A 19,911-nucleotide genomic window follows, 5' to 3' on the forward strand; every position below is an offset into this window, starting at 1 on the left:
CAATTGATTTCTAAATCAATTCCTGCCTTCTTTTCAAATACACATACAACACTACGCCAGATGCCCCACAGATCACAGCACATAAACCGATGAATCCATACCCTGCCTGAAGTCCGCGTAGCAGACCCAACTGAGTCGTTGGACCGTACAGATTCTTCACACCTTCAATCACCCAACCAATTACATAGTTACCGATGACACTACCAACCCCCATCAAGGTAACCGTGAATGTGATCGCGGTGTCACTCCCGTTTGGATATCTGCGTGCGATAAACGCCATAACGGTTGGATAGATCATCGCTATGCCCGCGCCAGATATCGCAAAGAAAATCGCAAGTCGTTCTCCCCCTGCAAGCGCAACGAACGTACATACTCCCGAGAAAGCCGAGAACAGAATCAATGACAATACAAATCCGATCCGGTCCGTCAATGGACCAAGCAGCAGACGTCCCAGCGAGAAGCTGAGGAAGAACGCAGATAGTAACCCCGAAGCTTTCACGGTGTCCCACGTGTAGGCTTTCTCCAGGAAGTTAACCAGCCAACCCCCAACCGCCAATTCTGATACCACGCCAAAAGAAAGAATGAGTACCATCAGCCAGATGGCTGGATCACGTGTTAACGTCTTGAGTGAAGTCCGATCTTCATGAGGAAGATCATCTCCCGGAAATTTGCTGCGCAGCGCCGCAATGATCGGCAGCAGACAGAGTGACAACATCACCAGATACATACCGCGCCAATCCAGCTCGTGTCCAAACACACTCAAAGACATCACACCTGTCGCCAGCAAAGGCGCTACTGTTGAACTCAGCCCATAGAAGAAATGGGACAAGTTCATCATCGTACCTGTGTTTTTCACAAAGATCCGTGCACCCAGAATTGCCAAGGCAATCTCCAGCATGCCGTTACCGATGTACATGAAGAAATATGATGAAGCAAAGAGTGGATAAGTATGAGACACATAAATGAACACACCCGAGAGGATCATCGATGCAAATGATATGATGCTAACCGCCTTGATGCCCCATTTGCGAACCAGAATAGCCGTGAAGGAGCACGCGATTAGGTAACCCAGTGCATTTAGGGACAATAACGTCCCGAGCTGTTTCTCATCCAGATTGAAGTCGAATTGAATGCGCGGGATGGCGGGCCCCTTAATATTTTCCGATATGCCAAATACGATAAATCCCAAAAAGATCGTTGCCAGTTGCATGGCGTACAGCTTGTTGAACTTTCGTTTGTTCCCTTGCGTACCTGCTTGCTGATTCAAAATAAGTTCCTCCAGTGTGTTCAGGAAAATGATTGCACGTTATAACTACGATTGCAGTACCATCTTCCGACCGCTGTTATCCCTGTATTTTTTGAATCTTTTCTAAAGGTGAAAATACAGTGATAAAGGCGTTCTTCAGATTGGTTCTGCCCTCTCCGTTATCGTGTCAATAATTTGTACATTTGAAATAGGAAACATGGTTAAGCTTTATTCCTAAAAATAGAATACTCGAAAAAGCTCCTTTTTCCTTTACCACTGCTTCTCAATCACCTGAATACGGTAGGTCAGGCTCTCAAGGGTCACTGCGACTAGCCCAGTCACATACTCGCGCCGAGTGTCTCTTTGGATAATCAACTCCGGCAAATGCTCCAGTGGAATCATTCGATCCAGACAACCTTGCGTTAGGCCATCCCGCATAGCCGGGTCCATTGTATCCCCTGTAACCACAATCGTAGCCGGGTTAATGATCGCGATGATGGATACCAGCGTCTGTACTACCAGTTCCTGCAACCCTTCCGCCGTTTTCAACATGCGTAGCTGCTCTTCCCGTGACACACCAAAAGGTAAGAAAGACACCTCGCCCCCAAATTGCGTATTCCCGGTCAGCGGACGACCATCAATGATAAAGCCTGCACCCGGAAAATGATTCTCCGGAAACGTCACCACCGCAAAGTTCTTCTCTTCCTCAAATTGCTGCTGGTTATACAGTCCGTAGACCGTCAGGTTCATGTCGTTGCCAATGACCACTTCCACGTCTTCATATTGCTCCTTAAGCCTTGGGCCGAGTGGCTGATACATTAGCTCCGGTACATCACAGATCCCAATAACGCCGTTGTGCGCCACCCCAGGTATACCAATACCAATCGCCTGCACATTGTGGTGTTGTTCGATCAGGTTTGCAATTAGATCCTCTACCACCGGGACATTAATCTCATCCAAAAATAGTGTCTGTTCGTCCGCCATCTCTCCGTTCAGATTGGCATATGTATGTGTGATCGAGTGAACGCCGCCCTCTGTTCGAATAATCAGGCACAGTACACTGGCGTAGTCCGCATTGAATTGATACCGACTCGCAGGTCTTCCCCCGCTCGATTCATCCGGGCCCAGATCGATAATCTCACCAGTTTGGAGTAATTCGTTCAGGATCGTGCCGCATGTCGCTACGCTGAGTTTGGTTAGGTTCGCAATGGAAGCCTTGGTGCCTACGCCCATGGATCGGAGCGTGTTCTTCACCAGTTCAACGTTGATCCGCTTCACCTGTTGGGTGTTGTGTGATGTAGGTAACATCGTTAGTTATATGCCTCCTTTCGTTCATTTCGAACTATTCAATGAAAGTTTTTAAAAGTGTTTTAATAATTGAAGTGTAGGGGGATTTGGGAGGAAAGTCAATGCTTAATTGAAGGAGAAAAACGTTTGGATGGAAAGGCAAAAGGACAGTTCAAGATCACCATATATGATCCTGCGCTGTCCTTTAGTTAAGGTGATTTTATGTAGACTGACTCATTTGATTTGCTAAGATGCTTTTCTCCAGTCGGACTCTAAATAACTTTCGGTTCAGATCCTGTTCCATGGAATGCAGGTGATATGCAGCCTGTTTCACCGTGTCCATATGCAGCACCCCTGCCCGCTTGGCGATGATGTCCATGGCGTCCAATATGAGTTTGTTGCATGTAACGAGTTGATCAACGTAATCGTCTTCTTGTCGGACTAGTTGTGCGTACCGGGAAGACAGGTCTTCGCTGTTGGTACTTGTCATGTTACCCTCTCCTTTTATAATGAGAGGGTAACATATCACTAGAAAAGATGTGGTACGTGAGAACGTACCATTGTATTCCTAATCGCATCTTTGTTTATTAACAGTAATCATCTATTTGACTGAATTTATAGTAATCTTTAAGTTTTGCCTGCTACACATGCGGCTTTATGAAGTATTATTATTATAGATTTCCAACATAAAAATCATTAATTCAATTTTTTATATAAATATGTGAACCATTTCTAGAAGTTCCACCGTCTAATTATTGGAAAGAACATAAATTTAGATTGGAGGTTAGCTTTATGAATAAAAAATTAGTTTTTTCAACAGTCATACTCTCTTTAATGGCAGGAGGAATGATTTACTCAGGTACACTTGATCAAAGGAATTCAGGGTCAGTCGTTAATGGGGATGCTCAGACTTCAGGACCTATTAATAATCAAGAAACGGATGAAAAGAAAACCTTCAAAGGTCAACTAGAGGTATTTCCCTTCGAGGATGGGGTTAAACAAGCAGATTTAATTGTCAAAGTAGTATTACGTGAAAACCTTGGTGAACTTACCGAACCCGTGCCTAAAAGTATATTTAATGCTCAAATTCTAAGTACACAAAAAAGTGACCCTACACTAGTATCAGAAACTATTAGTATCATGCAACAAGGTAATAGTGAAGTCTTGTTTAATGATAATCCGTTATTCCAAGAAAATGAAGAATATATTCTATTCTTGAAAAAAGCTGTTGGTTCTGTGGCAGAAGAATATCCAAACCTTTATTGGATACTGGGTGAAGAGACTAATATGTATAAAAATATTAGAAATAACACTGTTGAAAAATTAGGGTATATTGACAAAGAACTTTATGATGTTGAGAACAACCATACTTTAAATCTCAATGAAACGACTAACACTCAAGTGCTCAACGAAGAAGAATTCATTAAGAAAATAGAATCAGTAACTAAATAGTTATTAACAAAGAGAGAAAGAAATGGGGTATAGATTATGAGAAAATTCCTAGTGAAATTGTAAGCATACTGAGGTCTTTCCATAAACATAAAAAGATAGTTAAGCGGCGGCCTTGGTCCTGAATTCATCAGGGCTGATGTCTTTTATGTCCAACCTGAGACGGAGAACAAAGTCAATCTGGCGTACGATTTGAATCAATGAAGAGTCACGTAAGATAGAATTATGAGTTTATGAATAATAGTTACATCAAGACATTGAACCAGAGGAGACATATCCTATGAACAAAATGAAAAAAACAGGTTTGTGGCTAGGTGTTACGACTCTAACACTATCACTCGTAGTTCTTTATTTTCCAACATGGACGCCAAAAATAAAAGGCACAAACCCTATTCATGTATTGGAACAAGTTGAAATCAACGGTACAGGACATGAAATCATGATCAGAGGACAGGATCTGGACAACCCAGTTATCCTTTATTTACACGGGGGACCTGGTGCATCTGAACTTCCGTACGCGAAAAAGTACCAAGATTTATTAGAATCTAAGTTTACGATTGTGAACTATGATCAGAGAGCAAGCGGCAAATCTTATCATTTTTTCGAGGCCTATTCCAATCTCTCAGCTGACTTGCTGGTTGAGGATCTACTAGCCGTCACGGATTATATTACTCAACGTCTAGGGAAGAAAAAGGTGATCCTGATGGGTCATTCGTACGGAACATACATAGGAACTCTTGCTGCGCATCGAGCACCCGATAACTATGAAGCGTACATTGGAATCGGGCAGATGGCAGATACACAACAGAGCGAGATGGACGGATGGAATTACGTTATGGAGCAAGCCCAGCTGGATGAGAATGATGAAGACGTAAACCAGTTGAAGCAGATCTATGAACCGATCAAACAAGGACAGGCATTCACGCCGCGAGATATCGTTAAACGTTATGGGGGCGCTTCGAGGTTGATGGACAGCCCGGACACCAGCTTTCTCGGAATAACGTTCAGCCATGAATACAATATGCTTGATGCCATTCGTTATAATAAAGGAATCATTTATTCACAAGAAATACTGATAAGTGAAGCCATGAGCCGTCCTTTGCCATCCTTGATTACGAAGCTGGACCTACCCTTTTATTTTGTCATGGGAGATTACGACTTTATGACTTCATCCCATACCGCCAAGGTGTTTTTTGACCAGATTGAAGGCAATCAGAAGGAATTCATTGCCTATAAGAACTCGGCTCACTATCCACATTATGAAGAGAAGCAAAGGTTTTTTGATTGGATGGTAGATACCTTTAAGCAAACACCTTAATCATTCAATCCTTTGCCCTCCAGGATCGGCTGCATGTACTTCTCGATTCGTGACACTTTTGTTTTGGATTGCTTCGGTTGTGAGAAATAATAGAGATATGCCCGCTGACGTCCAGGTGTCAGTGCCTCAAATGCATCTCGGAAAGCAGGATTCTCTTCGAACTGCTGCTGGAGTTCCTCGGGAACGCTATATTCGGCAGTTTTTTTCATCTCCACTTGTAGTCCGGCTTGTTCCACTTCAATCGCTTGCTGGATATAGGCTTTGATCATAGCCTCCTGCTCCACAATCTGCTCCAGACTGGTGAAGCGAAGCTGGCGTTCTGCCTGTACATTCTCCGTTTGCTGGACCAAAATGCCGTGTGTATCCTTCAGTAGAGCACCTTTGAAAAACAGAATAGCCACGTATTCTTTGAATCCATGGATTAAGACGATGTTTTTCCCATCCAGCATGTAACAAGGATGCATCCATTTCATATCCTCTGTCAGTTCAAAATCCCGAATAATCTCTCTCAGCTTTGTGGACTCTTCCTTCCACGTTTTGAGTTTCTTTAGATAGCCGTCAACTTTACGATTCACACTTGTATCCGTCATGGAGAAATACCTCTCTTTATCTCATGGTTTTATAGGTTCAATTGTACTGGTTTTCAAGGGATTGTACAGCGTTGCTTACAGAGCTTTTATTGACTTTTCCAAGTGAATTTAAACCTTAATAACAACAAAGACCATATTAGATGGCCTATAGTTTAATCCAATTTAGTTTAATCCAATCTCTTCTAATAAGTTTCAATCGACAGTTCACTATACCCATAGTAAAATAATGGAATGTCTATTGCCATAATTCCAACATAAGAAAGGATGATTTAAATGAGAGAGTACACAGTCGTTCCAGGTCCGAAAAATGTTCAAGTAAACCGAGGTGATACTCAGGCTGCTGTTAATTTATTTGCGGATATCATTAATCACAAAGCACAATCTGGATGGACCTATCAATCGATGGAGTCGCTATCCGTCACTGAGAAGCCCGGTTGTCTTCAGCAACCTGTTACAACGCATCATTATATGCTGATTTTCTACAGAGAGATTTAATAATCGTACAACAATCATGAGAAACTCAGAATCTGATGAACTGATTTATAATAACATGCCATCCGAAGAAGAACTTATTAGACTCTTACATACACATCATGAAGAAAACGACCCTCGAAGCAGCTTCTATATAAGAACTCATGTTATTCCAGAAATCGATTGGTTGAAGTCTTTACTTAACGTTACACTTGCATTATTCGCAGGGCTAATCATCTCTATGATATGTTTTTATCTCTTGAATCCATTCATTCCAGGATATGCTTTGCTAAGTGCCCAGATTGTTTTCATAGCAAGTATGTTATTCATAGCTCTACGACGTGTTAGAGTGATCCTGATATGGAGTATTAGAATTTATCAACGTTTTGCCCCCATTGAGGTGAGGAACAAATGTCGTTTTGAACCAAGCTGTTCTGTGTATATGATTCAAGCTATTGAGAAATACGGGGCGATTAAAGGTCTTTCCTTGGGCATTCATCGTCTTCGCAAATGTAATATCAACGGTGGAGGTTATGATTATCCATAAAGCAAAAAGGTCCATAGTCAATCTATGGGCCTTTTGCTTTGGTTAACATTTCTGGCTTAAGCTAATATCCAGCAGTGACTGTGTCTCATCTTCCAACATGGAGGAAGCAATCATCATGAAGTCTTCAGCCCCAATTTCAAAGTGACCTTTACGAAATGGAAACCCCCAATTGCGATTCCCGCGTGTAAAACTGAGCTGGTCTAACAACGTTGCGATCTTTATTTCTCGACACGGAAGATAACGGAGATCTCGGCGAAAGGGTATAAAGGATTCCGACATCTGATATTGGTATATCCTGTCATCGGTAATTTGACCAATAGCGGTAAACGCCTGAAGTGGCTGCCCTGTTGATATGTCTGTGCGTGGAGAATAGTATATCAACCAGTCACCCGCGGACATCTGTCGCAAAAGTGCTGACTTGCCATGGCACAACTGAGCAAACCCTCCCTCTACGGCTACATTTACATGAGAAGCAGATACAACACCAATCCAATATCTACTGTCCTGATTTGGTTTCATGGATACATTCCATTCCCTTCTCTCATTTACATTTCCAGATTGGATTTCAATCGATCCAATTGCAAAAAATGATGTCTGTAGTGCATCTCTATCAACATAAACCACTCCTGAGCATTTAGAGCGCCAAGCCTTGGATGACGTATTTTGTTGTTTACGGACGCTTGGTGTAAAACAGATGCCGTGCTTCTCATCCGATCCACTACCTCGTGAAGCCCATCGATCAAGGACTCTATACTCTCGGGTGGTTGCGGGGTGTACTGCGGGGAAGCAGGGACTTTAACAGGCACGGGAGGGAATTGTCCTAATTCAAACACTTGCCTGCCCAGTTCTGTTTTTTCCTCACCCGAGTTTAATGTTGAATCCCCGCTGCTCAAACACTGCTCAATATTATGCAGATGCAAGAAAAGCGCTGATTGAATCAAATGTACATACATCTGTCCAATGGACCATTCCTCTTCACTTTGTTTTTTATGTAAGCTCCCCATATCCAATTTGTTCAGTTCTGCCAAATATCGTTCTACAGCCGTTTCCAATGATTTCAATACTTCCGTTGTACTTCTCATCCTTCAACCCACTCCTCTTGATCTGTGATATATCAAAGTATAAAAAAACACTACTGACAGGTGTATGTCAGTAGTGTTTTAAGATGTTTTTGGCTACTTCATGCATTCGGAAGCGTAGAGACTCCGGCTCCAAGACCTCGATATCTCCACCCCAGCCAAGTAAATAATGCAATATTTCTTCCGGGTAACGGACACGAAAATGAAAAATGACACCTTCCTCTTGCTCCTCAAATGCATCCATATAAAAATGAAGGACCTCCATAACTTTGTCAGCAATTTCAGGTTTTGTTCTGATTAATACTTGTTCGTTACGGTCATCAGGAGGTCTATAACTGTTTAGATCAAAATCCGGTGGCAAAAGGAATTGATCCTCCAGCACGGAAAGTTCAGTCATGCGTGACAAACGAAAATGACGAATGTCTTGTCGCATATCACAACGTGCAATTAACATCCAATTCTCCTGAACCAGTGAGAGTCCGTAGGGTGAAACCTCACGCATATTATACCGATTGCCATCCGTTCCTGGCATTTTTTTCAGGTACATAAAGCTGATCTTACGTTGATCCAGAATGGCATTACGTATCTGGTTAAGGTATGTTTTCACCCGCGCTCGGGTTAAAGATTCAACCGTATGAAGCAGTCGCATCGTTTCCCGAACACGTATTGATTCATTACGAACGGATTCTGGTAAGATTGCTTCAATTTTTCGTTGAGCCGACTTAGCCTCCATCGCGTATTCTGTATCCATTCTCTGTTCGATAAAATCAGCTCCCATGAGCAGGGATACGGCTTCTTCTGCGGTGAAGCTTACCGGGGGCAGAAAATATCCTTCCATGAGGGAATACCCATGACCCGGAGCACCCATAATCGGAACACCAGCCTCACTTAATGCCTGAATATCTCGATATATCGTACGTACACTTGTCTCAAATTGAGCAGCTAAATCTTCTGCTCTTAACATCTTTCTTCGCTGCAATTCAAGCGTAATCGCAAGCTGCCGCTCCGTTTTGTTCATTTTCTAGCCCCCACCGTTTCATCATCCAAACCTAACTCATTCTATCACAGTAACTTGCCCTTTCGTCTCGTGAATTACAGCAATGGACCTTCTTACATGCCACCCCCGAAGAGATGAGCAACTCTTAATCTCAAAAAAACTGATACCCCAAAAGGATATCAGTTTTTTATCTACATTATATCTGCTGTAAATACGGTTAATTCTCTTTGTTACTTCTTACACGTACATGGCCAGCAACAAGTTATAGATCATCGTCGCAGCTTCCGCTCGAGTCGTTTCACTTCCTGCACGAACCGTATGGTCCGTATACCCACTCACAATCTTGGCCTGCACCGCTGTATCCAGTGCTTCTTGTGCCCAAGATGGCGTCTGCGATGCATCGGTGAAGTTTGGTTTAACGGATGTATTACCAGACATTCCGGCTTGTGCATCTGAACTTACTTTCAGCGCATTCGCCATCATAACAGCCATCTCGGCACGGGTAATGGTCCGATCAGGCTTAAATGTGTTATCACCATAGCCTTTCACGATTCCGGCTTGCACGGCTGCGGCAATATCACCTTTTGCCCAGTCTGGCAGACTGCCTTGATCTGCAAATGTCAGATCCGACTCCACGGACTTCAATGCCAGCGCCTTACTGAGCAACGTAACAAACTCTGCCCGTGTGATCTTCTTCGATGGTTGGAACGTACCATCTGTGTAACCTTGAATCACGTTCATGCCCAACAAACGATCTGCGTAGCCGGAAGCCCAGTGTCCATTCAGATCAGACAGATTCACCGGTGTGTAACTGGACACAACGAATGTACCCAGATGATTAACATTGGCCGTTATGCTTCCTGCTGCATTCATCTTGCCACCGATAAATACCCAGCTCTGACGAGCTTCATTATAGTAATAGATTGCAGGTTGGGTACCGTTAGGCAGATCTGCCGAATCCACATTCAGGCTCAATGCCGCCTGATCATTCAATGTTCTTCCGCCACTGCGGCTGATCTGTACAGCTTGTCCAAGTACATTCAGGGAAGCTGTATTCTGCAACTTGTCCTTGGCAACCACAGACACTTGCAGTGTATCCTTGGAACCAATGGCTCCCGATGGAACATTGAATTGCACGATGTCTTTCAAACTCGTTTGGACCGGCTGATTCGCTTCCACCTCTACCTTCACTTCAGTGGATGAATCTGACCCCGTTTCCGGATTGGTTGGTGTGGTTGGAACGGTAGGCGTTGTTGGCACACTTGGTGTGTTTCCTCCAGAATTGCCACCAGAGTTGCCTCCAGTACCTCCACCTGAACCCCCGCCACCATTGCCTGAGCGTGCTTGTACAGTCACGGTACGGATAACTTCCTGTGCCGCATTACCAGCGATATCCTTCACGTTATACCGAAGGGTATAGATCCCTGCTGCTTGTGTGTTCACCGTGCCATCCACCTGCACGGAACCACGGATGCCGACATTATCAGAAGCCTGTGCTCCAGGCTCGTTGTACGTATCTCCTACGTTCAGCGTCATCTGGCTGCTACCTTGCAGGGTGATGACGGGAATCTCACGGTCTATTTTAATGACCAGAGGTAAAGTATACGTTTGTTCCAGATCGTCTGTTGCTCGGAATAAAAGGTTGTGCTCTCCCGGCTCCGTTACCTCCAAAGGTGTATTCTCTGTATAAAGTTCATACGTCTGCCCTCCATCACGGGACAACTCGATGATCGCGGAAGTAGCAGGCGCGTATAATGCGCTAGTTACACTAACCGTTACAGACTGGTTCGTCCATGTATCCGTGTGATACGGCTGGCCGTCAGCGGTAGTCATGTTGCTTTTTAACACCAGCGCCTGATTATTCTTGCCTTCCACAATGACAGTGAATGTTTTGGGTTGTGACTCTGTGCCACGTTGCACGGTTGCCGTCAGTTCCAGTCGCTCATTATTGTCCGGTTGCGTTAGCAGCTTGCCCTCGTTATTCATTAGTTCCGGCTTGGAGCTGGACCAACTAATGGTTGCCCCGTGTTTCCCTTCAACAGGAAGGATAAGATCGGAATGGACCGCGCTCAGATCGCCCAGATCGATTGCTTGAAGCGTATCGGTTACCGCCTGTGCATCACTGTAAGGTGTGGCACTCATAAAGATTGGGTTGGAGTAGAACCACAGATCGCGATAGTTGCTATCGTTAATTTGATTAAAACGGGTCGTTGCATCAGCTGTCGTATTTTTCGGATCAAGCTGTGGTTCACCATTTACAGTCTCACCTGTCACGTTCATGCCCAGATTCGTACCGCGCAGGCGGAAATACTTGTCCTGGTCTGTGGCTTTGATCTTGGTTGTGATGACATTATAGCCTTCGGCATCTGTCGTCCAATCGTTGGATGTGAAGGTAGCCAGTACTTTGGTAGAGTCGTTGGTGTCTTTGGTATATGCGGCTGTACCCTTCTGGGCCTTGGCTGTCACATCCCCAGCGATGAGATCAACGTGATCCACCACGGGTACTTGTCCAGCAGACGTGCCGCTGTTGATTGGATTTTCATAGTTATTGCTCGCCGTTGGACTCTTGAAGCGAATCTTCAGCTCTACTTCATCGCCTTGAGTCACATGAAGGTCTCCGCCCATCTCAACCTGAGCACCCGCTCCGGAAGCTGTAAAGTCCAGTGCGTTGATCAGGTCGCCGAATACGGAAAATGATTTCCCCGAACGCAGTCCATCCAGTACTGCCTGCATGCCTGTGCCCTCAACCCAGGAATACGTCTTGGCATATTCGCCCGGAAAATAACCACTGGAATTCGTGCCAATTGTCTTGAAGTGGTAATCCGAATTGCCATAGTTCCAGAAGTGACGTCCTTCTCCAAGCAATGCATCCCATAGTCCGCCAACCTTGGCGACCATATAGTCTACACCGCCGTATGTACGGTATTTGTATCCATCATCTGCGGTCGGATTAGCTACATTGTAGCTTGTGTTGTACCCTCCACGATCCGGTTCCATCTGGTTACCCAACATGCCTTCGATACCAAATACCACTTGTGGAGCCAGATCGTTGAACTCACGGAAGTCCGCGATAGTATATTTGTTTTTGCCGCGTGAAGGGTGGTTGATCATCGCATAACTTGTCATTGGATAGTTCGTTGCGAGCCAGTTGATAGCGGTTAGCGCATCCTGATGAGTCGTGTACGCACGCGCTCCGTTCTGATCCCATTTTGTTACGTCAGCCGCATTAAACAGGTTCGCTGCACGATTCGTGAAACGGTATTCGAATTCCTTGGCAGCGTTCAGCGCTTCGGTTGAGTTTGGCTCATCCGTAAGAATCCCCACCCCAACGTGTTCATGTGTCGGCATGTCCCATTCGAAACCGGAGAAGATCGTTTTACCTCCGTATTTGCCTGCATCCTGAAGTGCCTTGATCTGTGGTACCTGATATTCATTCATTCCTTGGGACATGGGTATTGGTCCACCCGAAATGTCGTTCCCGTTGTGATCTCGCTTGGATAACCGCAAATGATCCGTAAGCGCAATCCAGTCCAGCCCATATTTGGTTAAACCCGCGTCGAGCACGTTCTCCAGTGAAACCTGTGCATCATCAGACTCAAACGTATGTACATGCAAATCTCCCGTTTGCCAAGAACCTGTTGCCGAGCTGTTGATCGATGTGTTGTCCCCCGCATCTGCATACGTTATCGCAGCAGGGAAAGCTCCCATCACCATCCCTGTAGCCAAGGGTATAAGTGTAAGCATAGCGAGCACTTTCTTGCCTTTATTATTGAACAAAATCATCCCACCACCCGTTCTGAGTTGTTGTGTCGGGAGTAAATATAAGAGACTTTTGGGGGCAGGGTCAACGGCCTGGAAGTATGTATTTAAAATTTTACATATACCTGCATTCTTTCATATTCCGTTAAAGGTTTTTCTAACTTATCCTAACGAAGTTATACTCTATACTGCTCCATATTGGGGGAGTGAATCTAGGGATAACGCTGCAAATAGGAGGTGATACAAAATTCAGAGATTGTTCACGATTCAGGAAAGTTCCACCACTGCTGTGGATCATTAGGAGGAGAACTAGCGTAGGAGAAATGATGATAAGGAGAAAATAGTGGGTTTTGTAAAAAGATCAGGGTTACGTATACGCTGAGTATAGAAAAAAAGTACCCACGAATCATAGGCATAATATGCCCTGAAGCCGCAGGTACTTTGGGTTGAGCGGGATTTTGTTTCAGCCTTCACATCTTTACTTTTGTGAAATGGGGGCGAGTTGTTTGTGAAATCCGACCTATCTCCACTTTATATTTAAACTGGAAAAATACGATACATAAACCGATAATGTTGGAGATGGCTAACAACGTAAAGATCAAATTCATAGAAGGAGTTACACACTTTTGAAAAGATTCTATCTAGGTTTTGGATTAACGATCACTATTATCATTGGACTATTATCAAGCTCTACTCCAACAGAAGCAGCATCGAAGAAAGTAACCTTAAAATTGTCAGATGGAGCGACGTACTATGGTGAAATTTTAAACGGGAAACCTCATGGTAAAGGAACCGCAAGATGGGGAGAAACCGAAGTTTACTCTGGAGATTGGGTGAGTGGTAAGCGGCAAGGAAAAGGCAAGTATACATATACATTAGTTGAAGGTGGAGGTGTCCCCTTTGAGGATTACAATGAATCTAATATGGGCCATGGAACAGGTGAATTCACTACAAAAACCTACACAGGATCGTGGATTAATGATACATATCATGGTAAAGGAAAAGAAATTACGCAATGGTTAGAAGTACAGTATCTTACTTCTGATGGCAAGGTTTACCCTGTACATGACCGTTACAACAACACCATTAACGATGGAACATTCAATCAGGGCAAGATGTCTCAGGGATATTACGCAATCCACTCTTCAGATACTGTCTCACTAGGATATACTGATCATACAACTACGATTACTCTCAAAAATGATTATTTCAACGAAAAGTTAACCGGAGATAAGGACTTTTTTGACACGATTATCAATTATAAAAAGAAACACGGTTCTTCTGAAAAATATATTGGGATTAAACCATCCGAATTCTCCAAAGGTACATTAACTAGTGGCAAATTCACGGGGGTTAGGCATCTAATCGATTATAGTGATTCAGTTAGTTATTCTAAACAAGTCATAATGAACGATAACGTATTAAAAGAGAATCACATAACATCTGCCGTCTTTAATAAGGATCGCAAGAAAATCATTAATGAACTCCTGCAAGCTATTAAGCCCTATTCAGTCAAAATCAATACCATCTCTGACGAGATTATGTCATTAAAAGACATTAACTATGAGGGAATGATCCCTAGGTAGTGGAGATCACAAAATGAGAAAAAAGCGATGGATTGTGAGCATAGTCATTTTGATTATTATACTTTTCATGAGCGAATTGATGATGTTGTCCTCAGGAAAGGTTGGAGTTCTCAACATAACGCAGAGAGTTATTTCAGGTGCACCTCATGTTATCGTTCAAGGGCAGACACTGTCTTACCAAGGTAAGGTTCATTGGGAGGATATGCAAAATAGTATCGAAGAATATTCCGTAAGCGATGAAGGGAATGTCTTGTATAAAGCACTAGGCACCCCTGTCCCACCACCTTGGATATATGTGAGAAAAGGAAACCATCAGGGTTTCCGATATAAAATCCCGCAGCTTCTCTGGAAACTATAAAATGATCTGGGAACTTCACGAGCGGACATCACCGGATGTCCGCTTTTGCTATGAATTTGTAGTCTACCTCGCTCAATGGTGACATGTCCTATGGTTCGGGTATCAAATACAATCCACACTATAGAACCTCTCACTTTTCTTCCAATCCGTTAAACTGCCTGAGCATGGCGGTGAAACGCTCCAGTTCCTTATCATCCCATCTGGATATACGGTCATAAAAAGCGGACTCCTTCTCCTTGAGCGCACCAACCGTCGATTGTTGACCAAGTTCCGTAAGAGATAGTAACACCCCGCGCCGATCCTTGGGGTCTTGCTCTTTGCTAACATATCCCGACTTTTCGAGTTGTTTGATTAATCGGCTGACCGAGCTGCGGTCCATTGCATTCGCTTCTGCCAAAGCCGCGGCACTTGTTGGGCCATAGGAGTAGAGCCACCGTACCAGTTGAAAAGCGGCAGGTTGCAGGTTCGCATCAAAACGTTCGGCAGATCGAACGTTAAGCGCATGCGAAGCACTGATCAGTGCATGAATCTGCTCACCCAGCGCTAGCTCGAGGGTTGCTCTATCTTTGGTTTTGACTGGATTTTCACTCATTATTGTTAACTCCCTCTCCTCGATACATGAAAGTAGACTTCTAGAAATATAGTTGACAAATATCAATTAATATTTATAGTTGATTTATGTCCATTATATAATTCCGAATCTATTTGTGTCAAAAGGAGATCTTCTTATGAGAACTAAACATCCCATTATTGTAATTACCGGAGCAACAAGCGGTTTAGGGCAGCTTGCTGCCATGGAACTCACCAAACGCGGGGCACATCTTATACTCACAGCCCGAAGCAAGGAACGTGCCGAGGCTACCAAGTACAAAATCAAGGAAATCATGCCTTCTGCCAAAATCGAATTTTTCTATGGAGACTTGTCCTTACTAAGTGATGTAAAACGTGTTGGGCTTGAGATTGCAGCCGCTTATCCTTGTATAGACGTACTTTTGAATAATGCCGGACTTCATGCTTTTGAACAGAGAGTCACGTCCGAAGGATATGCTGAGATGATAGCCGTCAACTATTTGGCGCCTTGGCTATTAACGCACACCTTGCAATCTTCCCTGATTCAATCCGGCCATGCCCGAGTCGTCAATGTTGCATCTGAAGCTTCGCGGAATCACGGCACTCTGGTGTTGCCAGATGACTTAACGGATATCACTCCTTTTACTGCACGTGGTTCCTCTCCAATCTATGGCAAAACCAAACTGCTCAATATTATGTTTACTGGTGAACTAGCGAGACAATGGCGTGAAACCGGAATTCGCGTAAATGCCTTGAATCCTGGCTTTAATGTTACGGGTCTAGGACGAGAGCTATGGTTTGCAAGTGTGCTTGAACGCATGTTAACCTTTTTGCACATTGGCGACCCGCGCCGGGGTGCGGATATCATTACTCGGTTGGCTGTGGAACCGAAGTATGGCGAGGTTTCAGGAGGATATTTTAATGTGGGAACTGGAGCATCTATTGTTCCTATACATCCTGGTGGAGATGAGGCCATGCAAAACAGACTATGGATCGTTACGAAACAACTGATGAAAGATCACGGCGTGCTAGATTAATTGAACAAGAACAGGGGTGTTCCATAAGCCAGAAACATAGCTAGGAACACCCCCTCCTTTTTTCAGTAACTTAGATTGCCGCAAATACCTTGTCAAAACCTGCTTTCGACTTAGCCAATATTTCACTCAAACTTAGGGTCGGCGCTGGAGTTAGTACTTCCTGAGCCACCACACCATTGTAGCCAATCGCCTGCAGGTTTCTCAGAAATCCACTCAGATCAATAACCCCTTCGCCGGGGTATAAACGCTCATAATCCAGTAATTCCTCGATCGGCAAATCATAAGCATCGTTGATATGGACATGAACAATCTGCTCTTTCTTCAGCTTCAGCAGATCTTCCATCGGTAAACCATTCGTATGCCAGTGATAGGAATCTACCAGTAAACCTACGTTAGGCGCATGGATCGTCTCGATCCAGTCCAGCGTATCTTCCACACGCCAGATAAACGGATTCTTCCATTGCGTCCGCAAATGGTGGCAGCCAACAAACTCCAGCCCTAATCGAATGCCGTAAGTGTCCAAGATATCTGCGCAAAGTCTCAAGCGTTTCGTAGCCGCGGCCATATATTGCGCTGCCGGTTGATCCGTTGAGGGTAAAATATACGTGCAACAGCTGTAACAATCCAGCGAAGCAGAGGCTTCTGCCATAGAGACCAACGATTGCAATCCCTCACGAAACTGCTCATCTGTCGTCCGCCACTCTACCGCCAGGCCCGATGAACCGATGATCACCTGATTGCTTTCCAGCAGATGTTGCGCCTGTTCCTTGCCATACGTTTCAATCAATGAGAGCGGATTCAAATCTACAGATCCGAATCCGTGCTTGGCCGCATCTATGATATATTGTTCATCAGACTCGATATTGCCCAGTCCCGCATTCGTTAACCCTCTAATCATCCCAATCTCCTCCTGTGACTCGTCTGGAATTGCAGCTTGTGTATCATTTTCTTTATCATTTTATAATAGCAGTACTCTCCGAAAAAGAAACCATCAAAAAAGAGCCGCAACAACGTTATATTAACGTCATTACCGCTCTAACATCTCTATCTCACACTCTCCAGCGTATACCGATTACGTGGAATCTCAAGACCCAGATTCTCCCGAAGCGTCTCATGTTCATACTCCGTACGAAACAGCCCTCGTTCTTGCAGAACCGGAACAACTAGCTCCACGAAATCTTCCAATCCATTGGGCACCACGGTACGAACATTGAATCCGTCTGCCGCTTCGCCTTCAAACCATTCCTGAATCTGATCTGCGATCTGATCCGGTGTACCAATGAACGATGTACGTGGAGTGGATGCCAGCAATGCCACTTGACGCAAGGTCAGCCCTTGTTCTCGTGCCTGCTGCTTAATCTTATCTGTTGTACTGCGGAAGCTGTTGCTGCCAATCTCCCCAATCTCGGGGAAAGGTTCGTCCAGTGCGTATTGGGAGAAGTCATAATGATCGAAGTACCGCCCCAGATAATTCAACGCCTGATGAATATTCACCAGTTCGGCAATTTCCTGATATTTCTGCTCCGCCTCTTCCGCTGTTCTACCCACAATCGGGCCGATGCCCGGGAAGATCAGGATATCCTCTGCCTTGCGTCCATAAGCCACCGCTCTTGCTTTCACATCGCGGTAGAACTCCCTTGCTTCCTCCAGCGTCTCATGTCCTGTGTAGACGGCATCCGCCGATCGGGCGGCCAGATCTTTACCAGATTCAGATGAGCCCGCTTGGAAAATGACCGGATGCCCCTGCTTCGAACGCCCCACATTAAGCGGACCCTGTACCGAGAAGTGCGCTCCCTTGTGATTCAGTGTATGTAACTTGGCAGGATCGAAGAATACGCCCTGCTCTTTGTCTCCGATAAAGGCATCGTCCTCCCAGGAATCCCAAAGGCCTTTGACCACATTCAGATGTTCTTCCGCAATCTCGTAGCGCAGCGCATGGTTGGGATGTTCGCCTTTGCCAAAGTTAAGGGCCGATCCTTCCAGAGGTGAAGTAACCACATTCCATCCGGCTCTCCCACCGCTTAATTGATCCAACGAGGCAAATTGCCGCGCAACCGTGAAGGGTTCACTATAGGAAGTAGATAATGTAGCAACCAGCCCGATGTGGGAAGTTGCCCCGGTGAGTGCGGACAGAAGCGTCAAAGGTTCGAAGCGATTGAGAAAATGAGGATTGGACTTCTCGTTGATGAAGAGGCCATCTGCAATAAAGAGCAGATCAAACTTCCCTTTTTCCGCGATACGCACCTGCTTCTTGTAGAATTCCAGGCTAACGCTCGCGTTAATGGGAATATCCGGGTGACGCCAAAAGGAAATGCTGTTACCCACTCCGTTCAGATTAGCTCCCAACTTCAATTGTCGTTGCGACATATATATTCCTCCCTATGTTGTGGTGATGACACTGCCCACGCCGCTCCAAGCAATACAATTCCTGTGAAGAGAAAAATAAACGGAATGCCGATCCATCCACCGAGAAAACCACCGATTAACGGTCCAAGCACAATACCGAACTGACTCGCCGTCTGACTCAGACTGACAGCCCTCCCACGAAAGTCGTGATCAGCATATTTGATGATCAGCGCATTAAGCGCCGGATAAACTGCGGCAAAGAACAAACCATAAACAAATCGCAGGCTGCCAAAATAAATCAGATTCGTTGCTGTCATTTGAAGCAGACTGCCAATTCCACCGCCAATCAGACCAATAAACAGGGTTTTCTCGTATCCGATCCTTCCACCAATCTTGCCCCAGCGCGGCCCCATAATGACGGTTGCCACACCAATCGCCGAGAAGACAATCCCTGCACTGAGTGTTGCACTGCCAACATCTCCGCCAATCTGAACCACATAGAGCGTCAGCACCGGTTCGATGATGAGCACGGAGGTCGAGACTAGGAGAATCAAACCGTAGATTCGCATCAAACCCGGCGTGGAAGCCGCTCTTTTCAAATCCCCTATGATCCTTGTTGGAACGATCGTACGAGCTTGTCGTGACTCCTTAACACCGAGAACCATCAGAGCCGCGAGTAACGTAATCACGGCCGATGCAATGAAACATCCCCGCAGTCCGATCCAGTGACTCAACACACCACCGGCCAGAGGACCAAGAATCCCACCCGCAGCGCTGGCCGTGGAGATCACGCCAAGTGCATAACCCACCTGTTTCTCCGGAGTATTGGTGCCAATCAGTGTAATCGAGGCGGGATGAAAACCAGCCATGAGTCCCTGAAAGACCCTCACCGCGATAAACGTATACGGATCGTAAACAAAGAAGTTAGCCAAATGTGCAACGCCTAGCCCTACACCAGAACGGACCAGCATCAGTTTGCTGCCATATTTATCAGCCAGTGATCCCCAGAAGGGTGCGCATAATCCGCTGATCAGAAAGCTGATGGAGATCGAAATACCGGACCAAGCTTCCAGACCGCTCTGTATACCAAGATCATTTTGCAGAAATATAGGAAAGAACGGAACGGACAGCGAGTACGCCATATGATTAAAAAACAGGCCGAACCACAGAATATACAGATTTCGCTTCCATTGTGGCATCTTGGCATTCTCCATACTATATAATTCCTATATAAAAAGTAGGTTATCATCCATATTAGGGTACGACCAATG

Annotated in this window: 19 protein-coding genes; 7 read left to right on the forward strand and 12 right to left on the reverse strand. The window is 45.0% G+C overall.

Features of this window, described 5'->3' with window-relative positions; all coding sequences use genetic code 11:
• Positions 1-10: 10 nt before the first annotated feature.
• The 3 genes from V6668_RS22680 to V6668_RS22690 all read right to left on the reverse strand — a co-directional run bounded on the left by V6668_RS22680 (position 11) and on the right by V6668_RS22690 (position 3,023).
• Positions 11-1,210, reverse strand: a complete 1,200-nt coding sequence (locus V6668_RS22680; protein WP_338708990.1) for an MFS transporter — start codon at positions 1,208-1,210, stop codon at positions 11-13.
• Positions 1,211-1,516: 306 nt separating this feature from the next.
• Positions 1,517-2,554 carry an ROK family protein gene (locus V6668_RS22685; protein ID WP_338706818.1) on the reverse strand — a complete coding sequence of 346 codons (1,038 nt, stop codon included), beginning with the start codon at positions 2,552-2,554 and terminating at the stop codon, positions 1,517-1,519.
• A gap of 199 nt (positions 2,555-2,753) precedes the next feature.
• Positions 2,754-3,023: a hypothetical protein gene (locus tag V6668_RS22690; protein WP_338706819.1), complete on the reverse strand. Its 270-nt coding sequence runs from the start codon at positions 3,021-3,023 to the stop codon at positions 2,754-2,756.
• A gap of 302 nt (positions 3,024-3,325) precedes the next feature.
• Between V6668_RS22690 and V6668_RS22695 the strand changes: the two genes are divergently transcribed.
• A complete protein-coding gene (locus V6668_RS22695) occupies positions 3,326-3,985 on the forward strand; it encodes a hypothetical protein (RefSeq protein WP_338706820.1) in 660 nt (219 codons plus the stop codon).
• A gap of 277 nt (positions 3,986-4,262) precedes the next feature.
• A complete protein-coding gene (locus V6668_RS22700; protein ID WP_338706821.1) occupies positions 4,263-5,300 on the forward strand; it encodes an alpha/beta hydrolase in 1,038 nt (345 codons plus the stop codon).
• On the opposite strand, the gene V6668_RS22705 is transcribed toward V6668_RS22700, so the two are convergent.
• Positions 5,297-5,890, reverse strand: a complete 594-nt coding sequence (locus tag V6668_RS22705) for a YdeI family protein (protein WP_338706822.1) — start codon at positions 5,888-5,890, stop codon at positions 5,297-5,299. The two genes, V6668_RS22700 and V6668_RS22705, sit on opposite strands and share 4 nt — an antisense overlap.
• A gap of 273 nt (positions 5,891-6,163) precedes the next feature.
• On the opposite strand from V6668_RS22705, the gene V6668_RS22710 reads away from it, so the two are divergent.
• On the forward strand, positions 6,164-6,385 hold the full coding sequence (locus V6668_RS22710; protein WP_036617217.1) for a hypothetical protein: 222 nt from the start codon (positions 6,164-6,166) through the stop codon (positions 6,383-6,385).
• A 16-nt stretch (positions 6,386-6,401) separates the two neighbouring features.
• Positions 6,402-6,908 (forward strand): membrane protein insertion efficiency factor YidD, encoded by a 507-nt coding sequence (gene yidD / locus V6668_RS22715; protein ID WP_338706823.1) that lies wholly within the window; start codon positions 6,402-6,404, stop codon positions 6,906-6,908.
• A 42-nt stretch (positions 6,909-6,950) separates the two neighbouring features.
• On the opposite strand, the gene V6668_RS22720 is transcribed toward yidD, so the two are convergent.
• From V6668_RS22720 to V6668_RS22735, 4 genes are all read right to left on the reverse strand, one after another.
• The gene (locus V6668_RS22720) at positions 6,951-7,427 is read right to left on the reverse strand and encodes an EVE domain-containing protein (RefSeq protein WP_338706824.1); all 477 of its coding nucleotides are present in this window, start codon (positions 7,425-7,427) and stop codon (positions 6,951-6,953) included.
• A 26-nt stretch (positions 7,428-7,453) separates the two neighbouring features.
• Entirely contained in the window at positions 7,454-7,990 is a 537-nt protein-coding gene (locus V6668_RS22725) for a DinB family protein (protein WP_338706825.1), read from the reverse strand.
• A 67-nt stretch (positions 7,991-8,057) separates the two neighbouring features.
• Complete coding sequence (locus tag V6668_RS22730; protein WP_338706826.1) at positions 8,058-9,005, reverse strand: YafY family protein; 948 nt, start codon at positions 9,003-9,005, stop codon at positions 8,058-8,060.
• Between the two features lie 216 nt (positions 9,006-9,221).
• Positions 9,222-12,761, reverse strand: coding sequence for an S-layer homology domain-containing protein (locus tag V6668_RS22735; protein WP_338706827.1), 3,540 nt, complete (start codon positions 12,759-12,761; stop codon positions 9,222-9,224).
• A gap of 608 nt (positions 12,762-13,369) precedes the next feature.
• Here V6668_RS22735 and V6668_RS22740 point away from each other — a divergent pair.
• On the forward strand, positions 13,370-14,329 hold the full coding sequence (locus V6668_RS22740) for a hypothetical protein (protein ID WP_338706828.1): 960 nt from the start codon (positions 13,370-13,372) through the stop codon (positions 14,327-14,329).
• 13 nt (positions 14,330-14,342) lie between these two features.
• Positions 14,343-14,687, forward strand: a complete 345-nt coding sequence (locus tag V6668_RS22745) for a hypothetical protein (RefSeq protein ID WP_338706829.1) — start codon at positions 14,343-14,345, stop codon at positions 14,685-14,687.
• A 130-nt stretch (positions 14,688-14,817) separates the two neighbouring features.
• On the opposite strand, the gene V6668_RS22750 is transcribed toward V6668_RS22745, so the two are convergent.
• Entirely contained in the window at positions 14,818-15,279 is a 462-nt protein-coding gene (locus V6668_RS22750) for a MarR family winged helix-turn-helix transcriptional regulator (RefSeq protein ID WP_076252854.1), read from the reverse strand.
• Between the two features lie 136 nt (positions 15,280-15,415).
• Between V6668_RS22750 and V6668_RS22755 the strand changes: the two genes are divergently transcribed.
• On the forward strand, positions 15,416-16,294 hold the full coding sequence (locus V6668_RS22755; RefSeq protein WP_338706830.1) for an SDR family NAD(P)-dependent oxidoreductase: 879 nt from the start codon (positions 15,416-15,418) through the stop codon (positions 16,292-16,294).
• Between the two features lie 70 nt (positions 16,295-16,364).
• On the opposite strand, the gene V6668_RS22760 is transcribed toward V6668_RS22755, so the two are convergent.
• The 3 genes from V6668_RS22760 to V6668_RS22770 all read right to left on the reverse strand — a co-directional run bounded on the left by V6668_RS22760 (position 16,365) and on the right by V6668_RS22770 (position 19,839).
• Positions 16,365-17,192, reverse strand: a complete 828-nt coding sequence (locus V6668_RS22760; protein WP_338706831.1) for a sugar phosphate isomerase/epimerase family protein — start codon at positions 17,190-17,192, stop codon at positions 16,365-16,367.
• 146 nt (positions 17,193-17,338) lie between these two features.
• A complete protein-coding gene (locus V6668_RS22765; protein ID WP_338706832.1) occupies positions 17,339-18,661 on the reverse strand; it encodes an LLM class flavin-dependent oxidoreductase in 1,323 nt (440 codons plus the stop codon).
• Positions 18,643-19,839, reverse strand: coding sequence for an MFS transporter (locus V6668_RS22770; protein WP_338706833.1), 1,197 nt, complete (start codon positions 19,837-19,839; stop codon positions 18,643-18,645). Before V6668_RS22770 ends, V6668_RS22765 begins: the two co-directional genes overlap by 19 nt.
• Between the last annotated feature and the right edge of the window lie 72 nt (positions 19,840-19,911).

Source organism: Paenibacillus amylolyticus, assembly GCF_036894225.1.
In the GTDB taxonomy this organism is placed as follows: Bacteria; Bacillota; Bacilli; order Paenibacillales; family Paenibacillaceae; genus Paenibacillus; species Paenibacillus amylolyticus.